Annotated in this window: 13 protein-coding genes; 1 reads left to right on the top strand and 12 read right to left on the bottom strand. The window is 43.0% G+C overall.

The window, feature by feature from the left end:
* Positions 1 to 140: 140 nt before the first annotated feature.
* From LC608_RS27025 to LC608_RS27015, 3 genes are all read right to left on the bottom strand, one after another.
* The gene (locus LC608_RS27025; RefSeq protein WP_229556518.1) at positions 141 to 392 is read right to left on the bottom strand and encodes a hypothetical protein; all 252 of its coding nucleotides are present in this window, start codon (positions 390 to 392) and stop codon (positions 141 to 143) included.
* On the bottom strand, positions 389 to 1,084 hold the full coding sequence (locus LC608_RS27020; RefSeq protein ID WP_229556517.1) for a hypothetical protein: 696 nt from the start codon (positions 1,082 to 1,084) through the stop codon (positions 389 to 391). Before LC608_RS27020 ends, LC608_RS27025 begins: the two co-directional genes overlap by 4 nt.
* Before the next feature lie 111 nt (positions 1,085 to 1,195).
* Positions 1,196 to 3,172, bottom strand: coding sequence for a heavy metal translocating P-type ATPase (locus LC608_RS27015; protein WP_229556516.1), 1,977 nt, complete (start codon positions 3,170 to 3,172; stop codon positions 1,196 to 1,198).
* 537 nt (positions 3,173 to 3,709) lie between these two features.
* Between LC608_RS27015 and LC608_RS27010 the strand changes: the two genes are divergently transcribed.
* Positions 3,710 to 4,084, top strand: a complete 375-nt coding sequence (locus tag LC608_RS27010) for a hypothetical protein (RefSeq protein WP_229556515.1) — start codon at positions 3,710 to 3,712, stop codon at positions 4,082 to 4,084.
* 327 nt (positions 4,085 to 4,411) lie between these two features.
* Here LC608_RS27010 and LC608_RS27005 read toward each other — a convergent pair whose 3' ends face one another.
* The 9 genes from LC608_RS27005 to LC608_RS26965 all read right to left on the bottom strand — a co-directional run bounded on the left by LC608_RS27005 (position 4,412) and on the right by LC608_RS26965 (position 16,660).
* Positions 4,412 to 7,090: an RNA helicase gene (locus LC608_RS27005; RefSeq protein WP_229556514.1), complete on the bottom strand. Its 2,679-nt coding sequence runs from the start codon at positions 7,088 to 7,090 to the stop codon at positions 4,412 to 4,414.
* A 618-nt stretch (positions 7,091 to 7,708) separates the two neighbouring features.
* Positions 7,709 to 8,527 (bottom strand): pyrroline-5-carboxylate reductase, encoded by an 819-nt coding sequence (proC, locus tag LC608_RS27000; RefSeq protein WP_229556543.1) that lies wholly within the window; start codon positions 8,525 to 8,527, stop codon positions 7,709 to 7,711.
* Positions 8,528 to 8,633: 106 nt separating this feature from the next.
* Positions 8,634 to 9,236 carry a cell division protein SepF gene (locus tag LC608_RS26995; RefSeq protein ID WP_229556513.1) on the bottom strand — a complete coding sequence of 201 codons (603 nt, stop codon included), beginning with the start codon at positions 9,234 to 9,236 and terminating at the stop codon, positions 8,634 to 8,636.
* Positions 9,237 to 9,600: 364 nt separating this feature from the next.
* Positions 9,601 to 10,269, bottom strand: a complete 669-nt coding sequence (locus tag LC608_RS26990) for a YggS family pyridoxal phosphate-dependent enzyme (RefSeq protein ID WP_229556512.1) — start codon at positions 10,267 to 10,269, stop codon at positions 9,601 to 9,603.
* A complete protein-coding gene (gene pipX, locus LC608_RS26985; protein ID WP_109010971.1) occupies positions 10,266 to 10,544 on the bottom strand; it encodes a transcriptional coactivator PipX in 279 nt (92 codons plus the stop codon). The genes LC608_RS26990 and pipX overlap by 4 nt, the downstream gene beginning before the upstream one ends.
* Positions 10,545 to 11,135: 591 nt before the next feature.
* Complete coding sequence (locus LC608_RS26980) at positions 11,136 to 12,683, bottom strand: anthranilate synthase component I (protein ID WP_229556511.1); 1,548 nt, start codon at positions 12,681 to 12,683, stop codon at positions 11,136 to 11,138.
* A 22-nt stretch (positions 12,684 to 12,705) separates the two neighbouring features.
* Positions 12,706 to 13,623, bottom strand: a complete 918-nt coding sequence (locus LC608_RS26975) for an energy-coupling factor transporter transmembrane protein EcfT (RefSeq protein ID WP_229556510.1) — start codon at positions 13,621 to 13,623, stop codon at positions 12,706 to 12,708.
* Positions 13,624 to 13,763: 140 nt separating this feature from the next.
* Complete coding sequence (gene der, locus LC608_RS26970) at positions 13,764 to 15,134, bottom strand: ribosome biogenesis GTPase Der (protein WP_229556509.1); 1,371 nt, start codon at positions 15,132 to 15,134, stop codon at positions 13,764 to 13,766.
* 329 nt (positions 15,135 to 15,463) lie between these two features.
* Complete coding sequence (locus tag LC608_RS26965) at positions 15,464 to 16,660, bottom strand: site-2 protease family protein (RefSeq protein ID WP_229556508.1); 1,197 nt, start codon at positions 16,658 to 16,660, stop codon at positions 15,464 to 15,466.
* Positions 16,661 to 16,723: the final 63 nt, after the last annotated feature.

The raw sequence follows: 16,723 nt of genomic DNA, 5'->3' as shown, positions 1-16,723 counted from the left end.
CTAAGTTATGAGTATAACCACTACAAAAGTTTGAAATAGTATAAACAAACACCAATTAAGTTAATATCTATGTTTTCCTTATTTTCTGGGTCAGAAAATCCTGATTTTCATCAGCCAAATAACTGTATATTTACCTAGTTTTATGGTTGCAATACAGACTGAAATTTATCTAGCTCATCGCTAAGATATGCCAGTTTTGCCTTTTCATCAAGAAGCTGTTCTAATTGAAACTTTACCGCCGTACCAGTCTCAATAGCTACAGCTTTCTTCATCTGCTTTAACTTCTCGTTGCGGATGTCAAATTCTGTCTGAAGTGCGTCTAGTTTTTGTTGCGATCGCCTTTTATAATCTATAGATTTGTAAGTGCCGTGTAAATGTGAAACGGCTATCACTGACTTGGATTCAATAAAACAATAATTTCTGCTAACCTGATTCCCAAAGGTTTCCAATGGGGATTGCTAGAAGAAAAAGTACTATCCCCAGACACCGCTTGGTAGTCATTAGGATATTTCTGAGCAGCATTAGGATCAGTATCTACTCGTAGGATGAGTTTGCCCTGATAGCGGGATAATCGGCTACTATCTAACAAAATAGTACCGCCGTAGTCCCACGCCAATCCATAGAGTTTAAAATCACCTAACTTCTTGCGTAATTCGCTCAATGGGGTTCCAACGCCGATACCTTCGCGGGTTTTCCAAGCCCAAGCCAGGTTACGCACATCTAGAGGTTTTGTACGAGTATTATCACTCCAAACTACTAACAGAGAACGCCCCTGATTTAGGTTTACCTGAGTAGCTGCAAAACTACCCATTCCTTCAGCACCAGAGATAGTTTTATGAACGAGATGAGATGCACCAAACAGTTTGACTAAATCTTGCTTGGTAGTTGTGCGTGTTATCGGCCCAACTCTTTCCCCAGGAACGATTAAGGTGTTTTTTGAGGGTTGCGTAGACGCGCAGAGGCTTGTCGTTAGACATCGCGAATTATTTAGCGGTTGATTAGTTTTCTGGGGTAATGCAACTACTGGGTTAGTTAATAGTAAAGCTAACGCAGCCATAGCGATACCTTTAATAGATGGGTTCACAGCCTACCTCTGGGAGAATCCGATTTGGGAGTATTCAATATATTCAATCATTACTTTTCAGCTTTAACTTCTACAATTTCCCAATTACGGATTCCCGATTTCTCAATAACTTTATTTCATCACTCTAGTTGCGTTGAAAATTGCAAGTAAAGCTACTCCCACATCAGCAAATACAGCTTCCCACATTGTCGCTACGCCTAAAATACCCAATCCAATGAATACACCTTTAATTGCTAACGCAAAAGCGATATTTTGCCAAACAATTGTACGGGTTTTCCTGGCAATTTGTATTGCTTCTGCCACTTTTGAGGGTGCATCTGTCATAATCACAATGTCGGCAGTTTCGATCGCTGCATCTGAGCCTAACCCACCCATTGCTATACCAACATCTGCTCTAGCAATCACTGGCGCATCATTAATGCCATCCCCAACAAAGGCAACTTTACTATGCTTACTAACGGTGCTGAGTAACTTCTCAATGGCATTGACTTTTTCTTCGGGTAATAACTCTGCTTCATAAGCATCTATACCTAGCTGTTCAGCAATGCGGGATGCGATCGCTTGATTATCTCCTGTCAACATTACTGTTCTCTCTACACCCATTCCCTTGAGTGCTTGAATAGCAAGTCTTGCATCTTCTTTCACTTCATCAGCAATGACAATATACCCAGCGTAAATATTATCTACTGCTAGATGAATAACTGTTCCTTCTAACTGGCAATTATCATGAGCAATATTCTCTTTATGTAATAAGCGATCGCTTCCCGCTATCACTACTTTATTTTCAACCTTGGCTTTAATTCCATAACCTGCGATCTCTTCATAATCTCTCATATCAAATTCATCAATTTTTCCACCATAAGCTTTGCGGATAGATTGAGCGATGGGATGATTTGAGTGCAATTCTACTTTGGCGGCTAATTGCAGTAATTCTTGTTCAAGGTAGCCATTTGATGGTACTATTTCTGTTACTTTAAATACACCGTAAGTTAACGTTCCAGTTTTATCAAAAACAACTGTATTCACTGCATTTAAAGCATCTAAAAAAGTAGAGCCTTTAATCAAAATACCACGTTTAGCTGCACCTCCTACGCCTCCAAAGTAACCTAAGGGAATACTGATAACTAATCCACAGGGACAGGAGATAACTAGTAAAATTAAGGCGCGATAAACCCATTCAGAAGAAGTTGCACCAGCAATAAATAAAGGAGGTAATAGTGCAACTGCTAGAGATGTAAAAACTACTATTGGCGTGTAATATCGGGCAAATTTAGTAATAAATTTTTCTGTTTCTGCTTTTTTACTTTTGGCATTTTGCACCAAGTCTAAAATCTTGGCAATGGAAGAGTCATCAAATAGTTTTGTTACTCTAATGCTGAGAACACCCATTTTATTAATCATCCCAGCCAAAACTGTCTCAGATAGCCTCACCGATCGCGGTACAGATTCTCCAGTTAATGCAGATGTATCGACTTGAGAATTCCCATCTATAATCTCACCATCTAAGGGAATCTTTTCTCCAGGTTTGACGACGATAATATCTCCAATATTTACTGTATTTGGGGATACTTTTTTTAATTCTCCCTCTGTTTGAATATTGGCATAGTCTGGACGTACTTCTAATAAAGCTTTGATGGAATTACGGGAACGACTAACGGCAATATCTTGAAACAATTCTCCGATTTTATAAAATAACATGACTCCGACAGCTTCGGGTAACTTATGAATTGCGATCGCCCCTAGTGTCGCTACTGCCATTAAAAACGTTTCATCGAATATTCTACCTTTGAGGATATTGCGCCCAGCAGTTTTTAAAACACTCCATCCACTTAATAAATAAGCAGGGATAAACAGCAGATATTCACCTATTGAGTAGAATGTATTGTGTAATTGATTTTCAAAAATTACACCAGGCGCATATAAACTTAAAATTGCTATCAAAGGCAATATTTCATCTTTCAGATTGAATTCTCCACCGTGATCGTGATTGTGGTCATGGTTATGATTCTCATCATGATTATGATTCTCGTGATGGTCATGTTCACAGTTGCAACAACCTGAAGATTCTGAATGTACTTTCCGCTTCATTTTTTGTGTTGAGGCTAGTAAATTACTTAATATATGAGCCTTTTTCCAAATGTAATGAAAAAAATAACTTTTTACAAGTTGATAATTTAAGAACGAGAATCTATATAAAACTTATTGCTAAATATTTATCCTATTTTTAGCTAAAATTAAGCTTTTTAAGCTTCTAAAGATAGCTATGCTGATTCTTAGTTGTATACAATAATGTACGACATGAATTTTGTTCGTAGTGAGCGATTTATCGCTCTGCATAAGATTTCAAAGGAAAATATCTCCTGACATCAAGCCAACAATAATCATCTTGGGGATATAAAGCGGATTTAAATTTGCTGAAATACACAATTTAGGTTTTAAAGTCAGACAGGCTTGATGTCTGACTTCTGAATTCTGCTGTAGCAACTAATTTGCGGTCAAACTGGGTAGCTCAGGAAAATTTTTGGGTAACAAGTGTCAGCCTAGCTATTCTTAGGAAAAATTCACTTGAAGTTTGAAAGTGAATCGAATACCCTAAACTAGTAGACAATTTTCTCAAGGAAATTTATGAACAAAAAAATTCTTCTGAATTTGCTTTCCACTTCCTCAATCTTTGTGTCGATGATGTCTACGCTGGCAGTATTTAACCCTGCCCATGCTAGTATTACTCAGCGAATAATGCACACACAAGACGGTCGTACCTGTATCACTAACCCACATGGTGGAACAGATTTTGTGTGCATTCGAGATTCAGAGAGAAAACAAACATATACCTCTACACGTTCCTCAACCATTGCCACATCAGTATCAGATGAGAATATTGCCATGTTGGACTTTACTGAGGAGGAAAGCGATGCTGCAATTAACTTGTTTAAATGTGACTGTCCATTTTGTTTGAATTCTTTGCGTCAGTTACGCGGTACTGGAAACTTAGTGTATTAAGATTGAATAGCGCTTCTAGCGACTATAACTTCTGTTAGATACGCGTGATTAATCATGTATAGAATATATACGAAACCAAAAAAGCATTTTTAACTAAGTACCACTACTAGTCTGTCAAGTTTAAATTAATAGGTAACTAAGTTCGTAGTAAGGACTTTAGTCCTTATCTTTTAAGCACTAAAGTCCTTACTACAAACCTTCAAAACTAGCTTGGACATCGTACTACTATATATTTGGTCAAATCTAAATTCATTCTTGGGGCAGTTTGTAGGGGCAATTCATGAATTACCCCTACAGCGTGTCTAGTTTTGCTTAAAAGCGTCCTGTTTATTCAACCACCTCATTCACAGGGAATCTATCAATCAACTGCATCGCCCGATGGGCATTACGCTGGAAAGAGTCTGGTAAATGGGGAACGTGGGGTATTTGTGATAATAAATCCAACGTCCGCCGTAAAATTCTCACCACGTCGCCTTCATCTAAAGTGGTGTTCTCGCAGAGTTCTATCCACTCCATTCCTAGCGCCCATTGTTCCACGATCGCAATTAACTCAAACTCCAACCATATAGGCAGTGCTACGTTATACCGCCGTTGTAGTTGGAACATTTGGCGGCGAATTCCCCGCAATTTTGCTAAGGCTTCTGCTACTCCATGACTAAGCTCAAAGTTAACTTTGCTATCTGGACGAGGGGTTTCCATCACCAAAGCGGCGGCGGCGGCGGCTAAATGATGCGGATCTAAGTTGTCCAATTCACCACTAGCGAATACTAAACCTAGCCACAATTCATTCTCGCCTCGAATGGCGGCAGCGATTCGCCCTAACACTGTGGGCACTAAGTTATCTAAAGCGCCAAAGTGTTGGAGAATTGCGATTAAATTGAGAAATTCTTCCCAATGACGTTGTGACTGTTGCTCTACTTGCCCTTGCAACTGTTCAAGTTCGGCTTCTAGTTCGACATAGCGGGCCCGACGCTTGAAAAGTGTGGCAGCATTGCCTGATTGATGTAGGGGATGAGCTTCTAATTGCTCTTGGATGGCAGCAGTGCGACTGAGTTGTTCTGCTACTTCTGGTGCTAAATTCAAAGATTCTATTGGATTGGGAATACGCGCGGCGATCGCAAATGTTTCCTGATTACCCCGGCGCGACTGTCCTGGCTTCAAGGGCATCTCTGGCGGTGGTAGTAAATCAGGTGACACCTCAATTCGCGGCAGTTCGGCATACAAATCGACTACATCCCCTGTCGTTGCAACATACCAACGGTTATCATGCCCCAAGCATACCAAGTAAGGAGCTTGACCAGAACCAGGCGATTTGCCAACTAACACTGCGGTTACGGGTGTAGACACTGTGATGTTTTTGCCCTTGAGACTCAACAGAGTTCCTGACACTGCAAATCCCAACATCATCCCCAATTCTTCTTGTCTATCTTCCTGCGCTTGCTCTTGCAAAGTTTTTAATATCTGGCGTTCTACTTTCAGGCGTTGCCGCAATTTCTCATAAATAGCCAGTTCATTTTCATCAACTGCGGCGATTTGCTCATGTAGTTGAGCTAATTGGTTTTGCAGCTCGGCAATCTCATCGTATTCTGGTCTTAAATGCAAGGTGGCCATGTACTGCCCAAAGCTGCGTTCTATCAGTTCCCTGGTTTGCTCTAGGGTGTGTGTTTGCAGCAAGTTGAGTACCATGCCATAACTGGGCGTAAACTGGCTTACAAGGGGGTCTGGCTTGGATGTTCCCAAATACCCCGCTTCTTTGGCTCCTTCAAAAGGAGTTTGGACTGTCACCACATGACCTTGTTTATCCATCCCTCGGCGGCCTGCGCGTCCCGCCATTTGCAAGAATTCGGAAGCGTTCAACAGGCGGTGTCCAGTATCGGTACGCTTGGAAAGGGTAGAAATTACCGTTGTCCGGGCGGGCATATTAATTCCTGCCGCCAGTGTCTCAGTAGCGAATACTACTTTAATCAGCCCCTGCTGAAATAGTTCTTCTACCAGTGCTTTCCAAGCAGGTAAAATTCCGGCGTGGTGGGCAGCAATTCCTCGGTACAAGGGTGCAATTTGTCCAGAACGCCCTGCTTCGGGATTGCGGGCTAAAAAGTCATCAATCTGTTGCCGCAAAATCTGGGACTCTTCATTATTTACCAGCCATAAATCCCCCACTTCCGCCACAGCTTTATCACATCCCCGGCGGCTGAAGATGAAGTAAATCGCTGGTAGCATATCCCGTTGCTCTAACTGGCTCAAAGTATAAATGATTCCAGGAGCTTCAGGTCTACCACTTCTTCCCCTCTCCCTTTCTCCCCCTCTCGCCTTCTTCTTCTGAATAAGGCGGGGGTTAATTTTGGTTTTGCTATCATTCAGCAGGGGAAATAACCCTTTGGGATTGCAAAAGTGAAATTCCAAGGGAACTGGGCGAAAATCGGAGTAAATCAGGTCAGTTGGCCCGTGAACGCGATTTAGCCAATCGGTGAGTTGATCGCTGTTGGCAACCGTTGCTGAGAGGGCTGCCAGTTGCACTTCACGGGGACAATAGATGATTGATTCTTCCCAGACAGTACCGCGCTGGCGATCGTTCATGTAGTGGCACTCATCAAGTATCACCGCTTCAACGTCTACTAATGAGATGCCGATTTGCCCAATGGGTGTGCCATAGAGCATATTTCGGAAAATTTCTGTGGTCATCACCAAAATCGGTGCATCTCTGTTAATGGAGGCATCTCCAGTTAACAGTCCGACTTGATCAAACCCGAATTTTTCTCGAAAGTCACGCAATTTTTGATTCGACAGCGCCTTTAGGGGAGTAGTATAAAATACACGTTTTCCTCGCGCTAGAGCGCGATAAATAGCGTATTCCCCAACTAATGTTTTGCCCGAACCTGTGGGGGCGCATACGACTACGGAGCGTCCGGCGTTTAGGGACGCGATCGCTTCTTTTTGAAACTGATCCAGATCAAAGGGAAATATAGACCCTAAGTCAAGTTCTGGAGACGGCGCAGGATAATTCACTCAATCACATTTGCAACCAGATTGTTTACAAGAAAGACTGGGAAGTTTAAAAGCCCCTAAAGAAGAGGTACGTAGTACCGTATTCTGTCCTTTAGGTAGGGGATGAAAAACGACTCAGGTGGTTTTAAGCAGCGTCAATATTCTATGAACATTTGAGGTTATAGTAGGATTATGCCACAGGTAGAATAACCGCTAGCACAAATGGATAACCAACCCCAAAACGACTGGCTAGGAAATAATAATGGATAGTGGGCGGCGAACACCACAATAAACATAGCCTTAGTAGCCAACGCGCACCATACCAGAAAACAACACTATTTATTGATTAATTATAAAGTACCGTAGGGCATACGGGAACTAGAGAAACGATTCTCTAACGCTTAGGGAGATAAGCCCACTGGGGTTGTTTAAATTAGACTCGGCACTTTGTTCGATTGAACGCGTATCAGGTTTAAATATTGCCGCAAGGATAGACAATTTTAAGGCATGTTATTGAACTAAGAATCCTCGTCTCTTTAGAGCAGGGAGTGTCAATATACTAACGAGTCTTTTGTCAACTTCGTTATTAGTCATTGGTCATTGGTCTTTTGCAAATGACCAATGACTAATGACTCTTTATTATTTTCCCAGCTCTTGCGATCGCTCTGTGGCAGCTTTGACTGCTTCTATTAAAGCTGAACGAAATCCTGCCTGTTCCAGTTTGGCAATCCCCGCAATGGTTGTACCACCGGGACTGGTAACGCGATCTTTAAGTTCTGCTGGGTGCATTTTGGTTTCATGTAACAGTTTCGCTGTTCCTAGTACGGTTTGCAATGCTAGTTGATTGGCAATTGCTCTAGGTAAACCTGCGGATACTCCGCCATCTGCAAGTGCTTCTACTAGTAGTGCCACGTAAGCGGGGCCGCTCCCAGATAGCCCTGTGACTGCATCCATCAGCCCTTCTGAGACTTCCACGACTTCTCCCACAGCAGAAAAAACTTGCTGTGCTATTTGGTGGTGCTTGGCATTGGTGTATGCACCTGAACAAATGGCGGTAATTCCTGCTCCCACTGTTGCTGGGGTGTTGGGCATTGCTCTAATAACTGGCAATTGCACAAATGCAGCTTCTAGCTGACTCAAAGGCACACCCGCTAATATGGAAATGATTAGGGGTGAGTGTTCTTTATTAAGAATATCAATATCTGTTAATTCTTGAGCGATCGCGCTAAACACCTGCGGTTTTACTGCCAAAAAGACAACTTCTTTGACTTGGGCGAAAACCTCGCTATTATCTGTAGTCACAGCAACATTATATTGCTGTTTTAAAAAATCTAGGCGTGAAGATAGCGGCTCGCTAACTATGACTTCTGATGATTGATAAATTCCACGCGCAATAAGGCGGGATAAGAGCGCTTCTCCCATTACCCCACCACCAATTAAGCCAAATTTTATAGTCATCGATCGTTTGTCATCTGTCATTAGTCGGTTGTCCTTTGTCATTTGTCACTATTATCAAAACCCAGGACTAATCACAAAGGACAAAGGACTAACAACTAATTTAACTTTATTGTGCCATCCGGTTCGTTTCGTTGCCCCAGGTTTGAGTTGGAGAACCTGTAGGACGAGAAGGACGTGCTGGCGGTTGCGGTACTTCATGAAGAACGCCACCTTGGGTGCTAACTTGGACACAGCTTGGCGTAAACAAGAAGATGCTTTCACCGATGCGCTCTTGATGTCCATCTAGTGCGTAAGTACCACCTGCAACAAAATCTACTGCTCGTTGAGCTTGATCTGGGTCCATGATTGTCAGATTTAATACCACTGACTTGCGTTCTCGCAGCGCTTGAATTGCCTGGGGCATTTCTTCAAAGGTGCGTGGTTCGAGTACTAAAACTTCCGAAATTCCGTTAATTGCTCCTGGCATACCAATCACATTCCCCATTGGCTTTGAACCTGCTGCGATATCATCTCCCATTGTAGGCACTGGTTCCCGCCAGCGTCGATTTTGAGCGGCTGGGCTTTCCTGTGGTGCTGGTGGTTGGGGATTTTCTTGCTGATACAGATTTTGGTAATTATTATCTCTATCTGGTTCTTCTTCGTAATACTCGTATTCAACTTGCTCATTTAGACCCACAAAGTCTCTGAGTTTGGAAAAGATATTGTTCATTGTCTGTGTACTCTCCTGGTGCGAATAGCCTATATTGACTTGGCTTAGGATTGATTGAGTAGGAGGAATCGCTACATCGGTGGATACTACAGCAAGTATACTGCTACTTGTAACCCATACTACTAGTTTTGGCGATGAACTGACACTTCTTGCAAAGGTCTGTGCATCGCCTAAACATAATAATGAGTCAAGATTATATCCTAAGGTTTGTCCGAAGGAAAGCTCTTTTTACCCCATTTTTCCTTAGCGATTGCTCTTGTCAATACTATATCCTTTGTTTCTAATTGCACCAGTTTGTTACAAAATTCTTGTCATCAAATCCTGATCTCTATTAATACTTAAGAGCAAGGCTGATAATCAAAGGCTAAGAGCGATCGCCAAACAATATTGTTCCTAATCGTACCATCGTTGCACCTGCTTGCACTGCCAGTTCGTAGTCGCCTGACATACCCATAGACAAGTGCTGCATTTTAATGTGTGACCAGTTCTGCTCCTGGATTTTCTTTGCTAGCTCACGATTGAGATTAAATGCATTCAAAATTTCCGGATCATTTAATCCTGAAGGTGGAATTGTCATCAAACCTTGAATTTGTAAATTTTTGTATTGATTGAGTGTGGGTAAATCAGCCAAAAGTTCTGGCACACTCCAACCAGATTTGTTGGGATCGGGGAGAATTTTCACTTGCAGGCAAACCTGGGGACTCACTCCTAGCTGTTGTGCCAATTGATCTAAACGCTGTGCCAGCTTCAAATTATCGACGGAGTGAATCCAAGGGAATTGTTCAATAGCTTTTTTGGCTTTATTGCTTTGCAAATGTCCAATAAAGTGCCAGGTAATATCCGGTAAGTCTTGCAACTCGGCTTGTTTGCTGGCGGCTTCTTGGATACGACTCTCTGCAAAATCACGAATTCCTGCGGCATAGGCAGACCGAATGGCCTGGGCAGGAACTTGCTTGCTAACAGCAATCAATTTGACTGAAGTTGGCAGGGAGGAACGAATGGAAACAATACGTTCGGAAATCGAACTGCTCATTGGAAGGTGCGTTGGAAAACACTCTGAAGCTGATCGTACTCCTGAGATTGTCCACTGCGCCGCAGGGTACGTAAGCGATTTTCCAACATCATTCTCGCCTCAGTACGTCCTAGAGACTGGAATTTAACACCTTTAACGTCATTTGCAACCAAAAAAAACAAGCGCTGGGCATAAAGTGTAGTGAACAAATCCTGGTTTTCATCAACCATACAGATTTTGTAAAGTAAACCCCAAGTTGGATGGTTTATGTAAGTTTCTGCGTTTTCTGGATTCATTTAAGAGTCAAGGTGTAGTCAAGGTGGAGTATGTATATCTTTTCGCAGTGAATTCCAAACATTCAGACGATAATACCAACATTCGTCAGAATATTTCCTTAAAATGCAAAACTGCGGTTGCGAAGACCTTGATCTAGTTTCTAATGGGCAGATGAAGCTAGTACCGCAAGGCGGAAGTCAAAAGTCAAGAGTCAAAAGTCAAAAGGTTTTAATTTTGCGCTTTCCGGTTCTAATTTAATGGTAAGTTGATTTCCGCCGACCTGTACTAGTGGTAGTGAAGCGAAATGGTACAACATGACACGCGAAGCGTAGACTCGAAGAGTAGAGGCTTGTCGATAGATATAACCGTATGCTTTGGTGACTCAAATACACCAACCTGGCGGCACAAGGCATAAAACAGTCCTGACCCTCCTGTTGAAAGTTTAGCGTGGTAAGGGAAAACACCCTTTGAAATTCCCAACGGCAACAGCTAACTTTTCAACTTCTTTCCATACTGCCACAACTATGGCTGAATGGCACAAAATTGGGAGTGGGGAGAAATCAATTAAAAATTAAAAATTAAAAATTAGAGAACTTTCGCCTGCTCTTTCCCTATTCCCTATCTAACATTTTCAGTGCTGCCAGTTGTGCCTGGGCTTTGTGCAGAGATTCATACCATTCTTTCTCAGGATCACTGTCTGCGACAATTCCCGCGCCAACTTGTCCCCAGACAATGTTGAGTGCTGAGTGGTGAGGGATGTGTCTTGAGTGGCGAAATAAAGAAAAATTTACTCCTCCTGCCTCCCCTGCCTCCCCTGCTCCCCCTGCTTCTTGAGACACTGGGGCTAGTAGCAGGGTGCGGATTAAGATATTTAAATCTAAATGACCACGCCAATCTAAATAGCCGCAGGAACCGTAGAACAAGCTGCGCCGCACGGGTTCTAGTTCTTCGATAATTTCCATGCAACGGACTTTGGGACAACCTGTGATTGTGCCACCTGGAAACGTGGCGCGAATCAAATCAATGGGAGTGTATTCGCCTTTTAAAGTACCTTTGATGTTGCTGACAAGATGCATCACATGGCTATATCGCTCAATTGTTAGCAATTCGTCAACTGTAACCGTTCCCCATTCACAAACTCGCCCTAAATCATTGCGTTCCAAGTCCACCAGCATGATGTGTTCTGCACGTTCTTTGGTGTTGCTGAGTAAATCTTGTGCCAGTTGCATATCTTGTTCTGGAGTGACACCACGCGATCGCGTCCCGGCGATCGGTCTGGTTTCGGCTTGCCGATTTTGCAACATTACTAACCGTTCCGGCGAACAACTGATCACTTCTCCCCAAGGCGTTTGCCAATAGCTGGCAAAAGGCGAAGGATTGATTTTTTGCAAGGCTTGGTAAATTTCCCAACCAGAAGCCGATGTAGACGCTTGAAATCGCAATGAAAGATTTGTCTGAAAGATGTCTCCAGCTTGAATATATTTTTTCGCCTGGTTTACAGATGTTTCATAATCTGCTTGCGATGTCAAAAACAGAGGAGGTGAAGAAGACACGGGGACGTGGGGACGGGGAGACACCGAGAATTCTTTCTCTGCATCTTTCTTTACTAACTTCTTTTGTAATTCATCAAGTCCACTTGCATCACTGGCGGCTAGCCAAAGAATTTGTTGCGCGTGATCTAAAACGGCAAAACAGTCTGGTTCATACCAAAAAACTATGGGAAATGGTAGGGGATCAATTTTATGACGTGGTAGCTGTTCAATTTCCCATGCCACATCATAGCCTACCCAACCCAACCAACCGCCTGTGAAGGGGAGATGGGGAGACGGGGAAGCAGGGGGAGCAGGGGAAGAAAATACTACCTCATCCTTCTCATCCACCTCATCTCTCCCTACCCCTTGCTGTAACAACTTTTCTAAGAAGGGAAAAACTTCTCCTACTTTTGGTGTCCACATCTGGGGGATGCCATCAACTAGGCGAGGAGCGCCTGCACAGATAGAATATCGGCTGAGTTGGGGATGATCTATTGGCGTTGGGTAGGGACTTTCCAGTAGGGTAGCAATTCCCGGTGCGGAGGTGGAGTGAAAAAGAGCAGCAAAAACTTTCGAACCTGTGCGCTTTTCTAAGGGTAGCGATCGCCAATACCAAGCCTTGATCATACTGTTTATAAGCGTTGCAAAATTAGACCTGAGTTCCTATAGCTAGCCGTATTCCCCAGAATAAAATTAAAGTTGCGATCGCAAGCCAGTCACGCCCTTTAAATCGTAAGTCATGCCACTGCACTCTATGCTCATTGGGACTGGTAAAACCCCGTACCATCATTGCATTCGCCATTTGATCAGCTCGTAAGAGCAGATTTTCTAACAGTCTCTCTGCGACTGTCATCCAAACTTTGAATCCTCCTTTCAATCCTAGCTTTTTCCAATTAATTGCCCTTGTCATCACGGAGCGAAATAAGTTTTGCACTTCTTCTAAAACCAGGGGAATAAAGCGCAAGGATAAGGTTAAAGTTAAAGCAATTTCGGTAACAGGCAACTTGAAGCGTCTCAAGGGTTGCATTAGACTTTCTATGCCAGATGTGATTTCTTCTGGCGCGGTTGTCAGCAGATAAAGGTTGGTGCTGTAAATTACGGTAAATATAATTGTACTCAAACGTACAGCCAAATCCAAGGAGCGGCGAGTTACTTTGACTGGGCCTTTGTGAAATAGCACATAGCTGTATTTGCTATTACTTGCTGGCTCTTGAACAATATTTTTGGAATTTACTGGCTGGGTTAATATTTGTTCATTAGTTGGAAGGCGTGGCTGATAATCTACACCCATTGCATCAGGACTGATGGCTCCGATCGCTAAGACAAAAAACGATAGCATTAATAGCCAACCCATTTGCTGCTGCCATACTCGGCGAGGAATTCTGGCAATTAAGGTGGCAAGAATCAATATTACTACCAGCAGCACCCGCCAAAAGTTGTTAGCTAAAACATAGCTTGTTAAAAAGCTCATCAACCAGGCGAACTTGACTCGCGGATCGATTTTATGCAGCCAAGTTTGGGGTTGTTCTAAATAAAGTCCAAGTGGCAGCGATCGTAATAAATCCATTTGAAAGTTAGGAGTTAGGAGTTAGGAGTTTTGACTTCTGGGTTAACCTATTATGTTGACATAGGCTTAAAAATAGCAATTTTGGCTTTAACTCATAACTCCTATAAAAAAGACGCGATCAATCGCGTCTCTCTTGTCTCCTAACTTATTTTGACGCGAGTTGCTCTATTAACATTACCAATTTCGGCATCACGGACTTTTTTGCTCCGCCACAGTAAGATAATTGGTGTGCCTTTAAATCCTAGCTGTTGCCGGAATTGGCGTTCAATGTAGCGGCGGTAGTTGTCGTTGAACCGTTTGGAATCATTTACAAATAGAGCGATCGTTGGTGGTTGGCTACTTACTTGTGTACCATAATAAATCTTGCCCTGACGCCCACCACGGGATGCTGGCGGTGAATGCCAGCTAACAGCATCTGTTAAGACTTCGTTAATAACTGATGTACTGACACGGCGTTTGTGTGATTCAGCCGCAGTTTTCACCAATTCGAGAATTTTCTCTACCCGTTGTCCTGACAAGGCACTCACAAAAATTGTTTCTGCCCATTCGGTAAAATGTAACCGTGATTGCAGAGTTTTTTCGTAATCGTAGATTGTGTAAGAGTCTTTTTCGACAGCATCCCACTTATTAACGACGATGATGCAAGCTCGACCTTCTTCGATAATCCGCCCAGCTAATTTTTGGTCTTGCTCAGTGACTCCATCAACGGCGTCTATTACTAATAAAACCACGTCAGCACGGCGAATCGCTTTGAAAGCACGGTTAATACTAAAGAATTCTGTGCCGTATTCGATGTGTTTCTTTTTGCGAATGCCTGCGGTGTCAATCAAACGGTAGGTTTGCCCCTCTCGTTCAATGACGGTATCAATAGCATCGCGGGTTGTGCCAGAAATTGGGCTGACAATTGCCCTTTCTTCCCCGACAAAAGAATTCAGTAAGCTCGATTTGCCTACATTCGGGCGTCCCACAATTGCTACTTTGATTTCATTCGTGTCTGGGATGTCTTCAATAGCAGGTATGTGGTTAACTAACTCGTCGAGTAATTCTCCTGTGCCACTTCCATGAATCGCGGAGATGGGGTAAGGTTCGCCCAATCCCAATTCCCAAAACTCGGCAGCTTGCATTAAGCCTTGGTCTGGAGATTCACATTTATTTACAGCTAGTAGCACAGGTAGGGGTTGTTGGCGCATCCATTCGGCTATTTCTAAATCTGCCGAGGTGGGGCCTGTTTGACCATCTACGACAAAAATAGCGCCACACGCTTCTGCAAGGGCTGTCATTGCCTGTTGGCGAATCAGTGGTAAAAATTCGGTGTCATCGTTAAAAACTAAACCACCAGTGTCTACCACCAAAAATTCACGACCATTCCAGAAAGCTGGTAGATAGGTGCGATCGCGTGTCACTCCCGGTTCATCATGGACAATCGCCGTTTGTTCCCCGGCGAGTCGATTAACCAGGGTGGATTTGCCCACATTTGGGCGTCCGATAATTGCAACAATTGGCAGTGCCATAAAACCAGGGTAAGTGAGAGACGTAGTATATCACGTACTTACATTTTACTCTTTTTAAACTGGAAGTTTTAATAACTTTCTAATCATCTGAAGCGATGTCAAAGAAACCTCTCCCTGGTTTTACTACGTAAAACCGTCCCTCTCCGAGTCCGAGAGGGAAAGACTTGAAGGCAGGGAGAGGTTTATCGAATTCACGTTAATTTAAAAAATAAAAAAGGTAGGAAATCCTACCTTTTACCCAAAAAAAGCATTTTGTAACCAAATACCAAATTAAATATCACACAAGCTTTTGACGAATCTATTGCAAAACTATGACAAGGGTATGACATTTAATCTGTAATTGACTTCGCTAGTGCTGCTAGTTGCAACCCAGGCGAATAACTTCCTTCTTCCTTGATCCGTTTAATTTCAGCATCTGCTACCCGCAAATTTAATTTTTGTCCCAACGCCCTTACAATATCTCCCCGGTCAATTACACCAGCGACAGCACCAGCCGGAGACAACACGGTAATTCGAGGTAACTGCTCATTTTCCAGCTTGTTAATTACCTCAGCTATCGTTGTTGCTTCAGCAACAGTGGGTATTTCTGTCAAGGGATGCACAATGCTATGTAAGGTTTGGGTTTCCCATTCACTCCTTTGGGTTAAACGAAAATCGTCAATGGAAACTAGACCCCGGTAACGTCCATCAGAAGCAGCAAAATAAACCTGTGAGGGATTGGTTTCTAACAGGTATGAATCGGCAAACGATCGCAATGTCTGATCGGCATCAATTACCCGAAAGTCACGAGTCATCGCATCAGCCGCCACGACTTTGAGTAGGCTTTCTTGCAATGTAGTCATGTTGTCATAGCTATTAGCGTTGCGGACAGCAAACCAACCTAACAGCGCAATCCACAAACCAAGTACTAATTCTCTGGTTACAAAATCTACAACAAATCCTAAAGCGATCGCACTGTAACCCAAAATTTGCCCAGCCCTTGCAGCCCAGTGTACGGCTTGAAAACGATTACCTGTTATTTGCCATAGTGCTGCTTTTAATACTTGCCCTCCATCTAGAGGTAAGCCGGGAATCAGGTTAAATAGAGCTACCACCAAGTTTATTCTCGCTAAATCTCCGACCATGACACTGAGTGGACTAGTATCAGGTATCACAATAGTTACTAGCTGGAGCAGTAAAAATAGTCCGATACTCACCAAAGGCCCAGCGATCGCTACTTGAAAAGCTTTGAAAGGAGTTTTAGATTCTTCTTCAATAGCAGCAATCCCGCCAAACAGAAATAAGGTAATTGAATTAACTCTAATGCCTTGCGATCGGGCTACTAAGCTGTGACCCAACTCATGTAGCAACACCGAACCAAATAGCAACAGTGCCATAACTATTCCAGCACTCCAAGCTATAACAGGCCCCCATTCCTGATAAGCTACCCCAAAGTTAAGAGTTGCCAACCCTAAAATCACAAACCATAACGGGTCTAAAAACAGGGGAATTCCAAATAAAGACCCAATTTTCCAATTTGTTTGCATTACATTGTCCTAAAACTAGATATCGCCAGTAGTTCCTATACCGCAATGTTGACGTATATACTT

It is taken from the genome of Nostoc sp. XA010 (genome assembly GCF_020829625.1).
Lineage (GTDB): Bacteria > Cyanobacteriota > Cyanobacteriia > Cyanobacteriales > Nostocaceae > Nostoc.
The sequence above is the reverse complement of the archived record's forward strand: the minus strand, read 5'-3'. Positions and strand labels throughout refer to the sequence as shown.